Source organism: Streptomyces sp. NPDC041200 (assembly GCF_055591805.1).
The window spans coordinates 16,287-31,544 of the sequence record NZ_JBVIZF010000007.1; the positions used below are offsets into that span (position 1 = coordinate 16,287).

Annotated in this window: 11 protein-coding genes; 4 read left to right on the top strand and 7 right to left on the bottom strand. The window is 72.9% G+C overall.

Features of this window, described 5'->3' with window-relative positions; all coding sequences use genetic code 11:
• Nucleotides 1–85 precede the first annotated feature (85 nt).
• Together ACZ6CL_RS18330 and ACZ6CL_RS18335 are read right to left on the bottom strand one after the other, a co-directional pair.
• Nucleotides 86–943, bottom strand: a complete 858-nt coding sequence (locus ACZ6CL_RS18330; protein WP_468937148.1) for an IclR family transcriptional regulator — start codon at nt 941–943, stop codon at nt 86–88.
• A complete protein-coding gene (locus tag ACZ6CL_RS18335; protein ID WP_468937149.1) occupies nt 940–2,127 on the bottom strand; it encodes a 4-hydroxybenzoate 3-monooxygenase in 1,188 nt (395 codons plus the stop codon). Before ACZ6CL_RS18335 ends, ACZ6CL_RS18330 begins: the two co-directional genes overlap by 4 nt.
• Nucleotides 2,128–2,238: 111 nt before the next feature.
• Between ACZ6CL_RS18335 and ACZ6CL_RS18340 the strand changes: the two genes are divergently transcribed.
• From ACZ6CL_RS18340 to hemQ, 3 genes are read left to right on the top strand one after another with little or no spacing between them, the layout of a single operon-like run.
• Entirely contained in the window at nt 2,239–4,065 is a 1,827-nt protein-coding gene (locus ACZ6CL_RS18340; RefSeq protein ID WP_468937150.1) for an IclR family transcriptional regulator domain-containing protein, read from the top strand.
• 12 nt (nt 4,066–4,077) lie between these two features.
• Nucleotides 4,078–5,535, top strand: a complete 1,458-nt coding sequence (gene hemG, locus ACZ6CL_RS18345) for a protoporphyrinogen oxidase (protein WP_468937151.1) — start codon at nt 4,078–4,080, stop codon at nt 5,533–5,535.
• Nucleotides 5,536–5,540: 5 nt separating this feature from the next.
• Nucleotides 5,541–6,308, top strand: coding sequence for a hydrogen peroxide-dependent heme synthase (gene hemQ, locus ACZ6CL_RS18350; RefSeq protein WP_468937152.1), 768 nt, complete (start codon nt 5,541–5,543; stop codon nt 6,306–6,308).
• Between the two features lie 15 nt (nt 6,309–6,323).
• Here hemQ and ACZ6CL_RS18355 read toward each other — a convergent pair whose 3' ends face one another.
• The 4 genes from ACZ6CL_RS18355 to ACZ6CL_RS18370 form a co-directional block, all read right to left on the bottom strand.
• Nucleotides 6,324–8,120 (bottom strand): alpha/beta hydrolase, encoded by a 1,797-nt coding sequence (locus tag ACZ6CL_RS18355; RefSeq protein WP_468937153.1) that lies wholly within the window; start codon nt 8,118–8,120, stop codon nt 6,324–6,326.
• Nucleotides 8,121–8,205: 85 nt separating this feature from the next.
• Nucleotides 8,206–9,018 carry a TIGR04222 domain-containing membrane protein gene (locus ACZ6CL_RS18360; RefSeq protein WP_468937154.1) on the bottom strand — a complete coding sequence of 271 codons (813 nt, stop codon included), beginning with the start codon at nt 9,016–9,018 and terminating at the stop codon, nt 8,206–8,208.
• Nucleotides 9,019–9,099: 81 nt separating this feature from the next.
• A complete protein-coding gene (locus ACZ6CL_RS18365) occupies nt 9,100–10,131 on the bottom strand; it encodes a TIGR04222 domain-containing membrane protein (RefSeq protein WP_468937155.1) in 1,032 nt (343 codons plus the stop codon).
• A gap of 5 nt (nt 10,132–10,136) precedes the next feature.
• Complete coding sequence (locus tag ACZ6CL_RS18370) at nt 10,137–11,438, bottom strand: MbnB/TglH/ChrH family RiPP precursor modification enzyme (protein WP_468937156.1); 1,302 nt, start codon at nt 11,436–11,438, stop codon at nt 10,137–10,139.
• Nucleotides 11,439–11,850: 412 nt separating this feature from the next.
• On the opposite strand from ACZ6CL_RS18370, the gene ACZ6CL_RS18375 reads away from it, so the two are divergent.
• Nucleotides 11,851–13,824: a transglycosylase domain-containing protein gene (locus tag ACZ6CL_RS18375; protein WP_468937379.1), complete on the top strand. Its 1,974-nt coding sequence runs from the start codon at nt 11,851–11,853 to the stop codon at nt 13,822–13,824.
• 66 nt (nt 13,825–13,890) lie between these two features.
• Here the strand turns inward: ACZ6CL_RS18375 and ACZ6CL_RS18380 are convergent, their stop codons facing one another.
• Nucleotides 13,891–15,141 carry a polysaccharide deacetylase family protein gene (locus ACZ6CL_RS18380; RefSeq protein WP_468937380.1) on the bottom strand — a complete coding sequence of 417 codons (1,251 nt, stop codon included), beginning with the start codon at nt 15,139–15,141 and terminating at the stop codon, nt 13,891–13,893.
• Between the last annotated feature and the right edge of the window lie 117 nt (nt 15,142–15,258).

The window sequence follows — 15,258 nt, forward strand, 5'->3', positions numbered from 1 at the left end:
GAGCGCGGTGTGCCCCACAGAACGCGGCGTCCCACAGAATGTGGTGTGCGGGCACCCCCGGCAAGGGGCAGCTCCAGGTCTTCCGTCAGCCGGAAGCCTCAGCAAGGGACTCTTGTCCCCAAGCGGCGGCGAGGGTACGGGATATGCCGTGGGCGGCGACCCGCACCGCCGGTATCAGCCCCGGCGCCCGCCCCTCCGCGGCCGGGACCACCACCGACAGCGAGGCCACCACCTCCCCGCGCGGACCCCGCACCGGGGCGGCGACGGACAGCCCGTCCATGGTGATCTGCCGGTCGCTGACCGCGATCCCGGTGCGCCGCACCTCGGCGAGCGTGGCCCGCAGCCGGGCCGGGTCATGGATGGTCCGCTCGGTGAACCGGCGCATCGGCCGGGAGCACACCCGCTCGCCGAGCCCCGGCGGCCCGTACGCGAGCAGCACCAGGCCGACGCCCGTGGCGTGCAGCGGCCAGCGGCTGCCGACCCGGGTGCGCACATGGACCGCGGAGCGGCCGGAGATCAGCTCGACGTAGACCACTTCCAGGCCGTCGCGCACCGCCAGTTGCACGTTCTCATGGGTGGCCTCGTACAGGTCCTCCATGAACGGCAGCGCCGCCTCGCGGACCCCGACCCCGCGCGGAGACAGCGTCGCCACCTCCCACAGCCGCAGCCCGATGTGGTACGCCCCCGAGGTGTCGCGCTCCAGGGCGCCCCAGCGGGTGAGCGAGGCGACCAGCCGGTGCGCGGTGGCCAGCGGCAGCCCGGCGCGCCGGGCGAGAGCGGTGAGCGACAGCGACCGGTGGGAGGCGTCGAACGCGTCCAGCACGGCCAGCACCCGGCCCGCGACCGACCGCCCGGCGTCCGGGCGCCGGGCATCCGGATGCCCCGCGTCCGGGCGATGGCTATCCGGGCGGTGGCCGAACGGGGAGCTCGTCGGGGCCGTCATGACAGCGGAAGGCCGACGTAGTTCTCGGCCAGCTCGGCGGAAGCGGTACGGGACGTGGCGATCCGGTCCAGCTGGGCGATCTGCAGCCGGTCCTCGAACGGGCTCTGGTCCGGGCGCCGGTGCAGGGTGTCCGTCATGAAGGACGAGAAGCGCTCGGCCTGCCAGACCCGGGCGAGGCAGGTCTCGGAATAGCCGTCCAGCAGCTCGGCCGAGCCCGTGGTGTGGTGATGGGCGAGCGCGCGGGCCAGGGTGACCACATCGCTGACGGCGAGATTGAGCCCCTTGGCCCCGGTCGGCGGCACGATGTGCGCCGCGTCGCCCGCGAGGAAGAGGCGGCCGTGGCGCATCGGCTCCCGCACGAAACTGCGCATCGGGGTCACGGACTTGGCGGTGATCGGGCCCCGCTCCAGCTCCCAGCCCCGGCCGTCGTCGAGCGCGAAGCGGGCGGCCAGCTCGTCCCAGATCCGCTCGTCGGGCCAGTCGGCGGGCTCGGTGTCGTTCGGCACCTGGAGGTAGAGCCGGGACACCTGCGGGGAGCGCATGCTGTGCAGGGCGAAGCCACGCTGATGGCGGGCGTAGATCAACTCCTCGCAGGACGGCGGCACATCGGCCAGCACCCCGAGCCAGGAGTACGGATAGGCGCGCTCGAAGGTACGGACCCGGTCGGCCGGGACCGCGCCCCGGGCGATGCCGTGGAAGCCGTCGCAACCCGCCACGAAGTCGCAGCTCAGCGTCGTCTCCTGGCCCTCGTGGCGGAAGCGGATGACCGGGGCCTCGGAATCCGGCTTCTCGATCGCCAGGGCCTCGGCCCCGAACAGCAGCGGAGGGCCCCCGGGGTCGGCGAGCTGGAGCCGGACCAGATCCTTGACGATCTCCGTCTGCGCGTAGACCGTCACCGCCTTGCCGCCCGTGGCGGCGGGGAAGTCGACGCGGTGGCCACGCCCTTCGAAGCGCAGCTCGATGCCCTCGTGCGGCAGCCCCTCGCGGTCCAGGCGCTCCGCCGCGCCGCACTCCCGCAGCACGTCCACCGTGCCCTGCTCCAGGATTCCGGCCCGCTGCCGCTGCTCCACATAGGCCCGGTCCCGGCTCTCCAGCACCACGCAGTCCACCCCCGCGCGGTGCAGCAGACGGGCGAGCAGCAGGCCGGCGGGTCCCGCCCCGATGATCCCGACGGTCGTGCGCATCGAAACGTCCCTTCGTCCGGGCCAGTTGGCCGGGCCATCCCGTCCGGGCCGGGTGAGATGAGGATCCCCACTTGTTCGCGGAGTGAAACTTCGTTCATAATCGAGCTTGTGATGAGTCTCGGTCCGGTGTCCCCGCCTGTCAATGGCCCCGTCGGTCCTCTCGAGCGCGGCCTCGCCGTGCTCTGCGAGCTGACCCGGCTGGCCGCGCACCGGGGCGAGGCCGCGGTCCGGCCCGGTGACCTCGTGCGCGGCACCGGGCTCGCCCGGTCCGTCGTCGACCGCGTCGTGGGCACGCTCGAACAGCTCGGGTATGTGCGGCTCGACGGGCGCGAGGTCAGCCTCGCGGCCCGGCTCATGGAGCTGGGCAACGCGTATCTCGCCGCCAGCGGCCTCCCGGAGGCGCTCGGACCGTTCGCCGAGCGGCTCGCCGACGGGCTCGACGAGTCGGTCTCGGTCGCCGTCCCGGACGGCGACGGGGCGCGCTTCGTCGTCCAGGCCACCCGCCGCCGCACCATGTCCCTCGCGTTCCGCATCGGCGATCTGCTGCCCGCCGAGCGCTGCGCCCCGGGCGCGCTCTTCGCCGCCGAGTGGGACGAGCGGGCCTGGGCGGTCTGGCGCGCCCGCCGCGCCGCCGACCCCCTCGACGCCGCCTTCCCCGCCGTTCCGCCGCGCCACCGGCCCGCCGCGGACACCGTCTTCGAGGCGGACACCGGTTTCGAGGCGCGCGTCCGGGAGGCCGCCCGGACCGGCTGGGCGGCCGACGACCAGCTGATCGAGCCCGGCCTGGTGGCGGTGTCCGTCCCGGTCCGGGACGCCTCGGGCCGTACGGCCTGTGCGGTGAACGTCGTCAGTCACACCAGCCGCCATGACGTGGCCTCGCTGCGGGCCGCCGTGCTGGGTCCGCTGTCTGCGGAGATCCCGGCGATGGAGGCGGCGCTGGCCGCCCCGCCCACGCGCTGGATGCGCCCGCCGGGGCGCGGGCCCGCCGAGCCGGGCTCGGCCGCCGGGGCCGACGCCGGGGCCGACGCCGGTGCCGGTGCCGGTGTCGGTGCCGGGGCCGGGGCCGCCGAGGATCCCGCGCGGGCCGCCAAGCGGGAGCTGGGCGCCGGGTATCTCCAGTCGCTCGCGCGCGGCCTCACCGTGCTGCGGGCGCTCGGCACCCCGGGGGAGGGAGAGGGGGACGGCGGCGCACCGCGCGGGCGCACGCTCACCGCCGTCGCCGAGGCCACCGGGCTGCCACGGGCCACCGCCCGCCGCTCCCTCCTCACCCTCGTGGAGCTGGGATACGCCGAGTACGCGGCGGCCGACGGCCGGGCCTTCCGCCCGCTGCCGCGGGTGCTGGAGCTGGGCTACGCACCGCTGGGCGACCTCTCGTTCACCGAGCTGGCCCAGCCCCATATGCGTGAACTCGTCCGCACCATCCACGAGTCGGCGTCCCTGGCGGTCCTCGACGGAGACGACATCCGGTACGTGGCGCGCGTCCCGACCGTGCGGATCATGAGCGTCAACATCACCATCGGCACCCGCTTCCCCGCCTACGCGACCTCCATGGGCCGCGTCCTGCTCGCGGGGCTGGCCCCGGAGGAGCGCGCCGCGCGTCTCGCCGGTCTCGCTCCGAAGCCGCTGACCCGGCGCACCGTGACCGCCGTGCCCGAGCTGGCCCGCGTCCTGGAGCGGACCGGGAGGGACGGATACGCCCTGGTGGACGAGGAGTTGGAGGAGGGGCTGCGGTCCCTCGCGGTGCCCGTGCGGGGCGCGGACCGCACGGTGGTGGCCGCGCTCAACATCGCCACCCACGCGGGCCGCGGCAGCGCGGAGTCCACCGTCGAGGAGCTGCTTCCGGCGCTGCGGACCGCCGCCGCCCGCATCGAGGCCGACCTCGCCACGGCCTCGGCCCATCGCCCGCTGGGGGCGGGCTCACCCCCCGGGGGCGGGTGAGAGAGTGGGGGCATGAGCGCAGCGACCTCCCCGGCTCCGGGGCTTACCGGCCATGCCGTCGTCATCGGCGGCGGGATCTCGGGCCTCGCGGCCGCCCACCGGCTGCAGACCGGCGGGGCGCGGGTGACGGTGCTGGAGGCGTCGGGGCGGCTGGGCGGCAAGCTGTGCTCGGGCGAGATCGAGGGCGTGGCCGTGGACCTGGGCGCCGAGTCGATGCTCGCCCGGCGCCCGGAGGCGGTGGAGCTGGCGCGCGCCGTCGGCCTCGGCGAGCGGCTGCAGCCGCCCGCCACCGCGAGCGCCGCCCTGTGGACGCGCGGCGCCCTGCGGCCGATGCCCAAGGGCCATGTGATGGGCGTGCCCGGCGACCTGGCGCCGCTCGCCGCGTCCGGGGTGATCTCGGACGAGGGGCTTGAGCGCATCGCCCGCGACGCGCAGCTGCCGCCCACCCCGGTCGGCGAGGACGTGGCGCTCGGCGAGTTCATCGCGGCGCGGCTCGGCCGCGAGGTCGTGGACCGGCTGGTCGAGCCGCTGCTCGGCGGGGTGTACGCGGGGGATGTGTACCGCACCTCGATGCGGGCGGCGGTGCCGACCCTCTTCGACCTGGCCCGGGCGAACCGCCCGCTGGCCGAGGGCGTCCGGGAGCTGACCGAGCGGGCCGCCCAGCGGCAGGGCGGGGCCGGTCCGGTGTTCATGGGCATCGACGGCGGCATCGGGCGGCTGCCGCTCGCGGTGGCCGACGCCGTACGGGCCGCGGGCGGCGAGATCCGCACCGATACGCCGGTACGGGAGCTGCGCCGGGCCGACGACGGCTGGACGGTCGTCACCGACGACGGGGTGCTGCGGGCCGACGCGGTCGTGCTGGCGGCCCCCGCGCCCGCCGCCGCCCGCCTCCTGGCGGCCGACTCCCCGGCCGCCTCCGCCGAGCTGGCCACCGTCGACTACGCCTCCATGGCGCTGATCACCATGGCCTTCCGCCGCGCCGACGTGGCGTCGCTCGCCGAGGGCAGCGGCTTCCTGGTGCCGCCGGTCGACGGCCACACGATCAAGGCGGCGACGTTCTCCAGCCGCAAATGGGGCTGGCTCCGCGACTCCGCCCCCGATCTCTTCGTGCTGCGTACCTCGATCGGGCGGTTTGAGGACGATGAGCATCTGAAGCGCGACGACGCCGATCTGGTAGGGATGTCGCTCGCCGATCTCCGCGCGGCCACCGGCCTCGGCGCCCAGCCGGTGGCGACCCGGGTGACCCGCTGGGACGGCGGACTGCCCCAGTACCCGGTCGGCCATCTCGACCGGGTCGCCCGGATCCGCGCGGAGGTCGCCAAGCTGCCCGGGCTGCGGGTGTGCGGCGCGGTCTACGACGGCGTCGGCATCCCCGCGTGCGTCGCCAGCGCCCGCACGGCCGCCGATGACCTGATCGGGCCGCTGACGGCGACCCTGGCGCAGGGTGCCGTAGCCGGAGAGCGAGAATAGGGACCATGACTGCTGCTGCTCCCGAGACGCCAGAAACCCCCGAGACCGGTGCCCCCGAGACCACCCCGTCTCCCAAGGCCCCCAACGCCGGGAAGAAGGCGAAGGACCTCAACGAGGTCATCCGCTACACCCTGTGGTCGGTCTTCCGGCTGCGCGACGTGCTGCCGGAGGACCGCACCGGCTACGCCGACGAGGTCGAGCAGCTTTTCGCGCAGCTCGCCGCCAAGGACGTCACCGTGCGCGGCACGTATGACGTCTCCGGGCTGCGCGCGGACGCGGACGTCATGATCTGGTGGCACTCGGAGACCTCCGACGCCCTGCAGGAGGCGTACAACCTCTTCCGCCGCACCCGGCTCGGCCGCGCCCTGGAGCCGGTCTGGTCGAACATGGCGCTGCACCGCCCGGCGGAGTTCAACAAGTCGCACATCCCCGCGTTCCTCGCGGACGAGAACGCGCGCGACTACGTCAGCGTCTACCCCTTCGTACGGTCCTACGAGTGGTATCTGCTGCCCGACGAGGAGCGCCGCACGATGCTCGCGGACCACGGCAAGATGGCCCGTGGCTTCCCCGATGTGCGCGCCAACACCGTCGCGTCGTTCTCCCTCGGCGACTACGAGTGGATCCTGGCCTTCGAGGCGGACGAACTGCACCGGATCGTCGACCTGATGCGCCATCTGCGGGCCTCCGAGGCGCGCCGTCATGTGCGCGAGGAAGTGCCGTTCTACACCGGGCGGCGCAAGCCGGTCTCCGAGCTGGTCGCCGGTCTGGCCTGACGCTCCAAGTCTGGCTTACGGCATCCCCGGCGCTCCGGAACCTCCCGGGGAGCCCGGGGCTCCGGGCAGTGCGGGCTGCTTGCCGGACTCGGGCACCGGGGCCGGGCCCGGCCCCGGTTCGGGGGCCGGGCGCGGTGCGCAGGAGGCCGTCCGGCCCGGTGTCTTCCCGGTCAGCAGGTACGTGTCGACCTTGCGGTTGACGCAGGCGTTCGGGCCGCCCCACAGGCCGTGCGTACCGGCCTTCCGCTCGGTCACCAGGGAGGCGGTCGGGAGTCTGCGCCACAGCTCCTTGGCGCCCGCGTACGGCGTGGCCGCGTCCCGTTCGGCCGCCAGCAGCAGCACCGGCGGCAGCCCCGGCCGGGCGGTCACGTCCATGGGGGTGTCATGCCCCAGCGGCCAGTAGGCGCAGGGCAGGTTCATCGCCACGTTGTCCCAGGTCTCGAAGGGCGCCCGGCGCGCGAGCGCGGTGTTCTCCCGGTGCCAGCTCGCCCAGCGGCGCGGCCAGGGCGCGTCGTTGCACTCCACGGCGGTGTAGACGGCGGTGCCGTTCTCGTCGGCCACCGCGTCCCCGGATTCGGAGGCGGCCAGCGCGATCAGCGGCCGGGGATTGCCGCGCAGGTAGGCGGCGAGGGCCCGGGCGCTGGGGTCCCAGTAGGCGTCGTTGTAACCGGCCCGTACGAACGCGTCCTGCAGCTCCCCGGTGCCCACCCGGCCGCCCGCCGGTTTCCGGGCCAGGCGGTGTGCCGCCTTCCGGTACGCGGCGAGCACCCGCGCCGGGGTCCTGCCGAGGCGGTAGACGGTGTGGTGCCGGGCGGTCCAGCGGCGCCAGTCCGCCCAGCGCCGCTCGAAGGCCAGGGACTGGTCGAGGTTGTTGCGGTACCAGATCTGCGCGGGCCCGGGGTTGACGACACTGTCGAACACCATGCGGCGCACATGGCGGGGGAAGAGCGTCGCGTAGACGGCCCCGTAGTACGTGCCGTACGAGGCGCCCACGAAGGTCAGCCGCTTCTCGCCGAGCGCGGCGCGCAGCACGTCGAGGTCGCGGGCGTTGTTGAGCGTGGTGATGTACCGAAGGGCCTTCCCCGTACGGCGCACACAGCCCCGCGCGTACGCGCGCGCCCGCGCCACCATCGCCCGCAGATACGCGGCCGAGGGGTGCGGCGGGGAGCTGGTCGGCGTCTTGGCGAACGCCGACGGCGGCTGGCAGGACACCGGCTTGGAGCGGCCGACTCCGCGGGGCGCGTATCCGACGAAGTCGTAGACCGCGGCCGTCTTGCGGAAGGCGTCCTCGGCGGCGTACTCGGGGAACGTCATACCGGAGGCGCCCGGTCCGCCCGGGTTGTAGACCAGCGCGCCCTGCCGCCGGGTCTTGGGCCCGGAGGCACGCACCCGGCTGACGGGGAGGCGGAGGTGCTTGCCGCCCGGCCGCGCGTAGTCCAGCGGTACGGAGACGGTGCCGCAGCGGACGGCCGCCGACAGCTCCTCGGAGCGCGGGCAGCGGCGGAACGTGATGCCCCGGGCGGCCGCCCGCCGGACCGCCACCACCACCCCGCGGGCCTCGGCGGCGCCGCCCCGGGGCACGGCCAGCACGGGGGAGACCAGCATGGGCGAGGCGGGGGAGCCGAACGAGGCGGACCAGGCGGGTGATGCCGCGGTGATGGCGGTCGGCGCCGGGGGCCCGGCGGCCACCGCGGCGGGGCGCGCGGGCGGCGCGGCGAGCGGTCTGCCGGTGGCGGGGGTGGCGAGCAGCGCGGTCATGGCCAGGGACAGGGACAGCGGTCCGAGGATGCCGTACAGCGCTGCTGCTCTCACAAGCCGTCCCTCCGCAGATCGCGCGATGAAAGGGATCCTTGGCGCGGGGATTGGCCATGTAAAGCACCGGGCCGCGGTGTCGGGGTCAATGACCCCAATGCGCCCTCAGCGCGGCGCGCAGCGCCGGATCGGGCAGCGCGACCGTGCCGTGGACCGCGAGCGCGGTGAGCAACTGGCCGTCGTCGGGCTCCTCGTCGGCGGCGCCCCAGGCGCGCTGGGCGACGGGCCGCCGGGGCGGCACATCGATCCGTCCCAGCAGCTGCTGCCCGGCGGGCGAGGCCCAGCGCGAGTACGGATGCACCTCGACCCGGGCGATCACCAGGCAGCTCGCGGTGAGCAGCAGCGGAAGCGCGAACCACGCCACCGCTGACCCCGGGCCCGACGCGGGCGGCACCATCAGCAGCGCGATCACCCCCGCCAGCAGGACCACGACGCAGGCCAGCCGCACCTGCCGCACCGCCGCCGCCACGTTCGCCCGCGCTCCCACGGGCACCGCGAGCCCCGCCGCCACCAGCCGGTCGGCCAGCGCCCGCACCGGGTCGGCGGTGACCAGGAGGTTGCGGACCGGCGGCACGGGGGACTGGCCGTGCGGGCCTATCGCGGCGATGACCGAGCGTTCGAGGTCGTCGCGGCCGTCCGGGTCCACGACGGTGACCCAGCCGGTGTGGGCGAGCAGCAGACGCCGCTCCCGGGCCATCGACACCAGGGCGAGATCGGCGACCCGCCGCTCCCCGCCCGCCAGGAACGCCGCCTCGTACAGGCTCAGGGTCCGCCTGCCCGGCTCCGGACCGGCGGTGACGTCCATCGGCCGGGCGGCCGCGACCGCGGCGAGGCACAGGCGGGTGCAGCTGACCACCGCCGAACCCCATGCGACGAGCAGGAACAGGACCCACAACATGGCCGAGTTGTACTGGACCCGACCGGTTCCGCGCCACAGATTTCGCGATATGCGTGATTCGGCGTCACGATTCGTGAGCGGTCAGCTGCCTCCGCCGCAGCCGCCACCGCCGCCACAGCTCGAACCGCCCCCACCCCCGCCGCAGCCGGAACCGCCCCCGCCTCCGCCGCAGCCGCTTCCGCCGCCCCCGCACGACGAGCCGCCGCAACCGGAGCCCCCGGAGCCCCCGCCGCACCACGAGCCGCCGGAGGAGTCGGAGAAGCCCGACGAGCCCGAACCGGCGCCCGAGGACGCGCCCGCGCCCGTCACCCGCTGCGCTTGCAGCAGTTGGTCCCGCAGCATCGTGTCGGCGGGGATGGCGGTCGCGCCGCCCAGCGCCACGGCGGCCGCGACGGGCGCGGCCCCCGCTGTGGCGGCGGACGCGTCGGACCAGGGCCCGTGGGGCGGCCCGCCCCACGGCCCGGCGGCGGCCGACTCAATGTCCCGCCGGAAGGCGTCCAGTGCGCGCCTTCCGGCGGGGGTCAGCCGTCCCTTGGCCAACCGCCCGCAGCTCGCGCCGATCACGAAGCCGAAGAACAGCGCCGGAATGAGCATGAAGATCACCGGGACCCCGTCCAGCACGGCCTGGCCGAAACTCGCCAGGATGCCCAGGAGGACGCACAGCCAGCAGCCGATCACCTGCGCTCGTGCCGCCTTCCGCCAGAACCGGAGGGCGTCGGGGCGCACCATCAGCCCGCGTCGCGCCAGCTCGTCCCCGATCCCCTGCACCTCCGGGGTGCGCATCAGCTCCCGGCGCAGCCGGTCCAGGGCGCCGTTCGGCGAATGGGCGAGCACCGTAAGAAGCGCGTTCTCGACCGGATTGCGGGCGACCGGCTGACGCACCGAGACCACCCCGGGCCCGCCGACCGCGATCCGCCCGTCGGTGTGCATCTCGCTGATCGCCGTGTCGGCAACCCGGCCGGGCCCGCCTGCCAGGAACGCGGCCTCTATGAGGTCGTTCACGCCGCTGTCCGGCGCCCCCGCGGCGGCCCGCCGCGTTCGTACGGTGCCCCTGATGACGAAGACCGACGACGCGATCACCGCCACGTATACCAGGATCACGATCGCGTTCATGCCGCTCACCCCCCGCTCAGCACGAGCCGGGCGCGGCGGGCGAAGCGCGCCAGTGGGTGGGAGGACAGCGGGGCGGGCCCGGACCGCTCCTGCCACCACAGGGTCAGCCGTCGCCGCGTCGCCGCGTCCCGGATGTCACCGGCCGCCAGCAGGTGCTCGACGAACGTCATCGCGTCGCGGCGGTAGCCGCCGGTCATCGGGCGGCCGTCGGCGTACGTCCCGAACGCCGGGCGGTAGCCGTCGCCCAGGATCTCCGGCAGCTCCGGTGCGACCTTGGCGACCACCCCGGCCCGCTTGGCCGTCAGCGCCCGGCTCTGGACCCCAAGCCGCTGCCGGTCGAAGCCCTCCGGCGCCGGGGCGCCCGCGACGAGCGCCGACAGCAGCGCGGTCTGGGCGCGTGCCAGCCGCTCCCGCGCGGCACCGGTGTCCGCTATGTCCTCTCCTCCCGGACTGCGTGCCGGTGCGGAGACATGGGCGGCCGTCACCCCGGCCGCCGTCACCGCGCGGATCGCGTCCAGCTCGCCCGCCAGCTCCTCGGCCGCCGGGAAGTCCTCGTCCCGCTCCAGCAGCACCCCGGGCGGCGTCGTGCGGGCGCACAGCTCGGCGAGCACGTCGAGCACCGGCTGCGTCACCGGGTGGGCGTGGCTGTCGTGCCAGACCCCGTCCCGTTCGACGCCGCCCGCCACATGGACGTACGCGATGGCCGAGGTCGGCAGCTCGTCCAGCGCCGTGGCCGGATCCTCGCCCCGGTTGACGTGGTTGGTGTGCAGATTGGCGACGTCGATGAGCAGCCGGACCCCGGTCCGCTCGACCAGTTCGGCCAGGAACCGCCCCTCGGTCATCTCCTCGCCGGGCCAGGAGATCAGGGCCGCGATGTTCTCCAGCGCGAGCGGCACGGGCAGCGCCTCCTGGGCTATCGCCACGTTCTCGCACAGCACGTCCAGCGCGTCCCGGGTGCGCGGCACCGGCAGCAGGTGTCCGGCCTCGATGGCGGGCGAACCGGTCAGCGGCCCTCCGGCACGGACGAACGCGATGTGCTCGGTGACCAGGGGCGCGCCCAGGGCCTCCACCGTCTCGGCGAGGGCCGCGAGTCGCTCGGGGTCGGGCCGCTCGGCGCCCCCGAGGCCGAGGGAGACGCCGTGCGGCACCACCGTCGTACCGCGCTCGCGCAGCCGCCGCAGGGCGTCGGGCACATGGCCGGGGCAGACGTTCTCGGCCACCACCTCGACCCAGTCGATGCCGGGCAGGCGCGCGATGTCCTCCGCGATTTCCGGTCGCCAGCCGATTCCGGTACCGAGGCGCGTCATGGCTCCCCCTTCTCCTGCGGTCCTGAATCCTCGCCTGCCGAGGTAATGACCCCTGGGGGAGAGGACGAATCCACGGCGCTCGCGGTTCAGAGGTTCATTTGAGCTTCGGGGTGTCACGCTACGCCCCTCCGCACACCACCGAGCGCCCGGTCTGTCACTCCCGACGCCCCTGGCTGGGCCGCGAGTTGCGGAATATCGGCACTGTTACAAAATTTTGGGGCCCTGTGGCGACAGATGTTCGGAAGGGAGAATAAGGTCGTGTGGTCCGGGGGGATGGAAGATCACACCTTTGTGCCGCGCCCGCGCGCGGAGCGAGCGTGGGGGAACACACGTGCTGGGCAGCAACAATGCCATGGGGAAGCACCGCCGTAACGCACACCGCAAGCCGCCGCCGTCATCGACGGGCCGCGGGATGCGGCTGCGCCGTTGGGCGGCCCGCCAGATCCGCCTCGACTACCCCCGGGCCGGGAGACGGGGCGTGCGGCGCTGGCTGCCGTCGTGGCGCCAGATGGGACTCCTCTTCGTGTTCTGCCTCGGGAGCCTCACCGGCGTCCTGAGCTATCTCTACATGCAGACCGAGATACCCAAGAACCTCAACGACTTCGCCACCCAGCAGGACAACGTCTACTACTGGGCCGACGGTTCCGAGATGGCCCGCACGGGTCCGGTGAACCGTCAGGAGGTGGCGTTGTCCAAGGTGCCGGAAAAGGTGCAGTGGGCGATCCTCGCCGCCGAGAACTCCAGTTTCTACTCGGACAGCGGCATCTCCCCGAGCGGTCTGATGCGTGCCGTGACCCGGATGGTGACGGGCGGTGAGACACAGGGCGGCTCGACCATCACCCAGCAGTATGTGAAGAACGCCTATCTGAATCAGCGCCAGACGTTCTCCCGCAAGCTCACCGAGATGTTCATGGCCATCAAGCTCGACGACCGGATGTCCAAGCAGGAGATTCTCGAACGCTATCTGAACACCAGCTGGTTCGGGCGCGGCACCTACGGCATTCAGCGCGCCTCGTACGCGTACTACGGCAAGGATGTCTCCCGGCTCAACGCGAGCGAGGGCGCGATGCTCGCTTCGCTGCTGAAGGGCGCCGGAACCTTCGATCCGACCCTCAGCGCCAAGAACCACAAACGGGCGGTCGACCGCTGGAAATGGGTCCTGGACCGGATGGTCGACATCGGCAAGCTCTCCAAATCCGAGCGGGCGAAGTACACCGAGTTCCCCGACCCCAAGTCCGCGCCCAAGCCCGCCGGGCTCACCGGTCAGGTCGGCTACCTGGTGGAGACCGCGAAGGCGTATGTGAGTTCCCATACCGCCATCTCCGACGCCGACTTCGACCTGGGCGGCTATCAGATTCACACCACCTTCGAGAAGGCGAAGGTCGACGCGCTCGCCGCGTCGGTGAAGAAGACCCGCGACGGCCTCGACCCCAAGAGCCGCCGGGAGGACCGCTACGTACGCATCGGCGCCGCCTCCGTGACGCCGGGCGGGCGCATCGAGGCGCTGTACGGCGGCCCCGGCTATCTGGAACAGGGCTTCAACGACGCGAACGCCTCCGTCGTCCCGGCCGGTACCGCCTTCACGCCCTTCGTCTACGCGGCGGCGCTGCGCGAGGGCGTGCTCAAGGAGCGGAACAGCCCGCGGACGCCCGTCGCGCCGACGACGCTCTACGACGGCAACAACAAGGTCGCCGTGAAGACCCCCGAGGGGCCCTACTGGGACCGCGGCGGCCAGATCGTGCGGGGCGAGAACGACGGCGAGCAGTCATACGGGCAGGTCAGCCTGCGCCAGGCGATCGTCCAGTCCATCAACACCCCGATGATTCAGCTCGGCATGGACGTCGGCCTCGACCGGGTCCGCCAGGCCTCCATCGACGCGGGGCTGCTGCCCAGCAGCTTCGGCGCGCGGGTGCCCATGTTCTCGCTCGGCACCGCGACGCCCAGCTCCATCCGGATGGCCAGCGCGTACGCGACGTTCACCGCCAAGGGCGCTCATGTGCCGCCGTTCTCGGTGAGCGGGCTGACCCGTAACGGCGAGAAGTTCGCCCTGCGCAAGGACCGCGCCAAGCGGGCGTTCAGCACCGAGGTGGCGGCGCAGGTGGACGACGCGCTGCACGGCGCGGTCCAGGGCGGCACCGGGCAGGCGGCGGCCGTGGTGGGACCCGATACGGCGGGCAAGACGGGCACCGCGCAGGACGGCACCTCGTCCTGGTTCGTGGGCTACACCGACGAGGTGTCCACGGCCGTGTCGCTGTCGCGGGTGGACCCCAAGACCCAGGAATTGCTGCCGCTCAAGGGAATGGGCGGAGACGCCACCGGAAAGGCGAGCGACACCTATCCCCTGGACATCTGGACGCGCTATATGGCGGGCGCCGGGAAGAAGTAGCGGGAGATATACGAAAGCCCGGCTGGGTGCGTCGGATCCGACGCACCCAGCCGGGCTTCTGCGTACTTACTTGGTGTACGTCGACCAGTCCGGCGATTCCGCCGGGTCGAGCATCCGCAGCTTGTCCAGGACCTTCGGATCCTGGGCGTCCAGCCAGTCGGCGAGCTGCTTGAACGATACGCACTGAACCCCGTCGCGCTTGCACACGCTGCGCATCACGTCTTCGATGGCCTGCATATAGATGCCGCCGTTCCAGGTCTCGAAGTGGTTGCCGATGAACAGCGGTGCCCGGCTGCCGTTGTACGCGCGCTCGAAACCGTTCAGATATCCCTCGCGGGTCAGCCGCTCCCATTCGGCGTACTTCGCCGGGTCGCCCTCGGTGCTGTCACCCGACTGGTTGAAGAGGAAGTTGAAGTCCATGGAGAGGACCTGCTTCTCGCTCTCCGGGTACGGCACCAGTTGCAGCGGGAAGTTCCAGATTCCCTTGATTTTGGACGGCCAGATCTGGAAGTCGCCCGGAGAACTCGCGTCGTAGCGCCAGCCGAGCGATTTGATGGCCGGGATCAGGTTCTTCTGGCCTTCGAGGCAGGGGGCGCGGCCGCCGACCAGTTCCTCGTCGTAGTCGAAGGGCAGCGGCTCGATGTCGGTGAATCCCGTATTGGTCTTCCACTGCTCCACGAACGAGTACGCCTGCTCCGCCTCGCTCTTCCACTGCTGGGTGCTCCATTCGCCGCCGCCCTTGGAGCCGCAGAAATGCCCGTTGAAGTGCGAGCCGATCTCATTGCCTTCCTGCCACGCCCCGCGCAGCTGCTCCAGCGTCTCGCGTATGTGCTCATCGGTGGGGAAGGATATGGCGGCCGAGCCACGCTTGTGCATCGGCGGCTGATAGAGATCGCTCTTGTACTTGGGCAGCAGGTACATGCCGCTCAGGAAGAACGTCATACTGGCGTTGGTTTCCTTGGCGACCTGGCGGAAGCGGGAGAAGAGATGATCGCCGTTCTCCAGCGCGCCGTCCCAGGAGAAGACCACGAACTGCGGCGGCTTCTCGCCCGGCTTCAGTTTCCTGATCTTCGGCTGGCCGGGCTGGGGGCCGGTGTAGGACGTGGAGCCGTCCCCGATCACCTTGACCTTGCCGTCCCAGTCGGCGTACTTGTTCTTCTTCTTGGCGCCCTTGGGGGCCTCGTCCGCCCGGGGCACGGGTACGGCGGCCTGGACGCTGCCGTCCACCGCGCCCCTCGTGTCACCCGGCGAGGTCAGGGCGATGAGCAGCGCCACGACCACGGCCACGGCGGCGAGCGCGCCCAGGGGCGCGGCCATGCCGTAGGCGTTCCGCGCGGATAATGCCTTCAACGCCTTCAAGGACTTCGATGCCTTCAAGGTCTTCAACGCCTTCAACGGGTCCCGCCCCCTGGCAACGGTTCAGTTGTGTGCCCC

Bases quoted from the DNA above. Each gene is read 5' to 3' on its own strand.
- ACZ6CL_RS18330 (WP_468937148.1), bottom strand. From the start codon at position 943: ATGACGGCCCCGACGAGCTCCCCGTTCGGCCACCGCCCGGATAGCCAT.
- ACZ6CL_RS18335 (WP_468937149.1), bottom strand. From the start codon at position 2,127: ATGCGCACGACCGTCGGGATCATCGGGGCGGGACCCGCCGGCCTGCTG.
- ACZ6CL_RS18340 (WP_468937150.1), top strand. From the start codon at position 2,239: ATGAGTCTCGGTCCGGTGTCCCCGCCTGTCAATGGCCCCGTCGGTCCT.
- hemG (WP_468937151.1), top strand. From the start codon at position 4,078: ATGAGCGCAGCGACCTCCCCGGCTCCGGGGCTTACCGGCCATGCCGTC.
- hemQ (WP_468937152.1), top strand. From the start codon at position 5,541: ATGACTGCTGCTGCTCCCGAGACGCCAGAAACCCCCGAGACCGGTGCC.
- ACZ6CL_RS18360 (WP_468937154.1), bottom strand. From the start codon at position 9,018: ATGTTGTGGGTCCTGTTCCTGCTCGTCGCATGGGGTTCGGCGGTGGTC.
- ACZ6CL_RS18365 (WP_468937155.1), bottom strand. From the start codon at position 10,131: ATGAACGCGATCGTGATCCTGGTATACGTGGCGGTGATCGCGTCGTCG.
- ACZ6CL_RS18370 (WP_468937156.1), bottom strand. From the start codon at position 11,438: ATGACGCGCCTCGGTACCGGAATCGGCTGGCGACCGGAAATCGCGGAG.
- ACZ6CL_RS18375 (WP_468937379.1), top strand. From the start codon at position 11,851: ATGCGGCTGCGCCGTTGGGCGGCCCGCCAGATCCGCCTCGACTACCCC.
- ACZ6CL_RS18380 (WP_468937380.1), bottom strand. From the start codon at position 15,141: ATGGCCGCGCCCCTGGGCGCGCTCGCCGCCGTGGCCGTGGTCGTGGCG.